Here is a 2870-nt window from a genome sequence, read left to right as displayed (position 1 = left end):
CTGTTCTTACACCACCAATATGCAAAGGTCCTGTAGGACTTGGTGCAAAACGAACACGAACATTTGATTCCATTTTTTATTTTTTTAGGATTCCATTTTACGTGTGCAAAGATAGTTTTTATATAAAGAGGAGCGAAGTTAGCAAGCAGAAAAAAAGGATAGAATTTTGTTTGATGGTTGCAAATAACATATAAGTTTTACTATCTTGTTTTTTAAATGGACTTAAAAAAACATTGTGAATTATGCGACCATCAAATTTTAAATTTGAAAGAAGGAAGTATTTGTGGGTTGACAAAAAATAAACCATACTTTAATAATACTTGTACCAAAATTCACTTTAACAAAAAGTTGAAATATAAATTAGAAGAAATTTTAATTGAATATGAAGATTTAAAAAGAAACAAATCTAAAGTATATAAAAACGTAATTTTTACGCTCATTGTAGGTTTTATAATAGTTTTTTGTGGTTTTTTTTATTGGAAATCTTTTATCAATGATAGATATTTACTTTCAAGATCTCATTTAGAATATTTAATAATTGTAGTAGGTTTATTTTTCATTATTGGTTCTGTTTTTATCAAGAAATCACTTCATAAATATAAATTCTATAAGAATAGTTTACACTATAATGAGAAATCAAAAGAACAAATGCAGTCTCTACTAAATTTATACAATAAAAAATATAGGTATAAAATTAAGTTTGGTAAAGAGTTTAATGATGAACAAGATGTGTTTTTTAATATTGACGTTTTCTAAAAAGTATGAATAGCTATAGATTTTAAGGGTAGATTAAAAACCAAAGAGGTTTTGTCTGTAAAACCATACTCTCCATAAATTTGGTAAGTTCTATCCGAAATGTTGCTAAATGTTGTATAGTCTGGGTTGCCAAATATTTGATCATAATCTGAGATTGTGGTGTAAGATAAGTTGATAAATAAATCGCCCTTTTCTTTGGTCCAAGGGCTTTGTGCAACCATAAATAGTGTGTAAAATAAAAATAGAATTGTAATTAACTTCTTCATATTATCGTTTTATTTTAGTTTAGTAGGTAAGGAGTATAAATGCTTACAAAGTCTTTTAACAAATTATTTGTTACTTTTCTTTTCAAAAATACTATTTTTATTAGTTGATTATGAGCGGATTTAAAAACATAGAAAAAAAACTACATCAGTTTACTAGAAAATATTACGTAAACGAACTAATTAAAGGAGTTATTTTATTTCTTTCTTTAGGATTTTTATATTTAATTTTCACCCTCTTTTTAGAGTATTTTTTGTGGTTAAAACCCACAGCAAGAACTTTACTTTTTTGGTTATTTATTTTGGTAGAGGTTTTTCTGCTGATTCGTTTTATTGCCATCCCAATTTTTAAGTTGATAGGTTTAAGAAAAGGAATCTCTTTAGAAGAATCTTCTAAAATTATTGGTGCCCATTTTCCAGAAGTAGAAGACAAATTGTTAAATGTTTTGCAACTGAAAGAAAACGCTCATCAGTCGGACTTATTATTGGCAAGTATCAATCAAAAATCAGAAGAATTACAACCCATTCCGTTTGTAAAAGCAGTTGATTTTACCCAAAATAGAAAGTATTTAAAATATGCGATTGCGCCTGTTTTAATTTGGTTAATTGTTTTATTTACAGGTAATAATACTATTTTTAAAGACAGTTTAGAGCGTGTTGTGAACCATAGAACAGCTTATGCACCACCAGCGCCCTTTTATTTTAAATTAATAAACCAAAACTTACAAGTTATACAAGGTAAACCAATTACAATTTCGTTGGAAACTGTTGGTAATGTTTTACCTTCAGAAGCAAAAATAATTTATATTAATCAACAATATTATTTGCAAAATAATGGCAATGGCACTTTTGCACATACGTTTTCTGATGTGCAAAAACCTGTTACATTTTTTGTAGAAGCGAATGGAGTACAGTCTCAGAATTATAAAATCAACGTGATAAATACCCCAACAATTAACAACATTTCTTTGCAATTACAATATCCTTATTACGTAGGTAAAAAGAACGAAACTATACAAAATTCAGGTAATTTAATAGTGCCAGAAGGCACTAAAATAACTTGGTTGGTAACTACTCAACAAACTGATGAAGTTGTATTTATAAATAACAATAAAAGAGCCAATTTTACAGAGAAACAGCTAAATAATTTTGAATTTATCAAGCGAATTAGAAAGGCATTAGATTATCAAATATCATCATCCAATAAAAATTTACAAGATTATGAGAACCTACAGTTTTCTGTAAATGTAATAAAAGATGGAGTTCCAGAAATTTCTGTACAATCTAATATAGACAGTATTTCTAGAGGTTCAGCACAGTTTGCAGGTCAAATTACTGATGATTATGGATTAAAAAAATTACAACTTGTGTATTATGATGAAGCCAATCCTAATCAACTAAAAAATTATGTGCTACCAATTTCTAAAGCCAACGTTCAAACTTTTTTTTATCAATTTCCTGAAGGATTAAATTTAGTGGATGGCACCAATTATGAAATGTATTTTGAAGTGTTTGATAACGATGCTGTAAATGGAAATAAAAAAACAAAAAGTAAAGTTTTTAATTATCGTCAAAAAACAAATAACGAAATAGAGGAGGAGCTTTTGCAAGAACAAAGAAATACAATTAATAGTTTAGAAAATTCTATACAAAAACAACAAAAGCAAAGAGAAGAGTTAGATAAAATTCAACAAGATTTACAAAACAAGAAAAAAATAAATTGGAACGATAAAAAGAAAGTAGAAAAATTTATCAAACGTCAAGAGAATTATAAAAAAATGATGCAACGTCAAACAGACAAGTTGCAACAAAATTTAGACGAAAAGAAAGAAGAAAATAAAAACTTACAAG

At 27.2% G+C, this 2870-nt stretch carries 3 protein-coding genes; 2 read left to right on the top strand and 1 reads right to left on the bottom strand.

The genetic code is table 11. The features are described from left to right. The first annotated feature begins 348 nt into the window (after positions 1 to 348). Positions 349 to 756: a hypothetical protein gene (locus tag ACTG3S_RS07125; RefSeq protein WP_439128667.1), complete on the top strand. Its 408-nt coding sequence runs from the start codon at positions 349 to 351 to the stop codon at positions 754 to 756. On the opposite strand, the gene ACTG3S_RS07120 is transcribed toward ACTG3S_RS07125, so the two are convergent. Then, complete coding sequence (locus ACTG3S_RS07120; protein ID WP_439128666.1) at positions 753 to 1022, bottom strand: hypothetical protein; 270 nt, start codon at positions 1020 to 1022, stop codon at positions 753 to 755. The genes ACTG3S_RS07125 and ACTG3S_RS07120 overlap by 4 nt on opposite strands. A 110-nt stretch (positions 1023 to 1132) precedes the next feature. On the opposite strand from ACTG3S_RS07120, the gene ACTG3S_RS07115 reads away from it, so the two are divergent. Further along, a partial coding sequence (locus ACTG3S_RS07115) for a DUF4175 family protein (RefSeq protein ID WP_439128665.1) occupies positions 1133 to 2870 on the top strand: 1738 nt, incomplete at its 3' end.

The sequence above is a fragment of the Polaribacter sp. genome, from assembly GCF_965656025.1.
Lineage (GTDB): Bacteria > Bacteroidota > Bacteroidia > Flavobacteriales > Flavobacteriaceae > Polaribacter.
The sequence above is the reverse complement of the archived record's forward strand: the minus strand, read 5'-3'. Positions and strand labels throughout refer to the sequence as shown.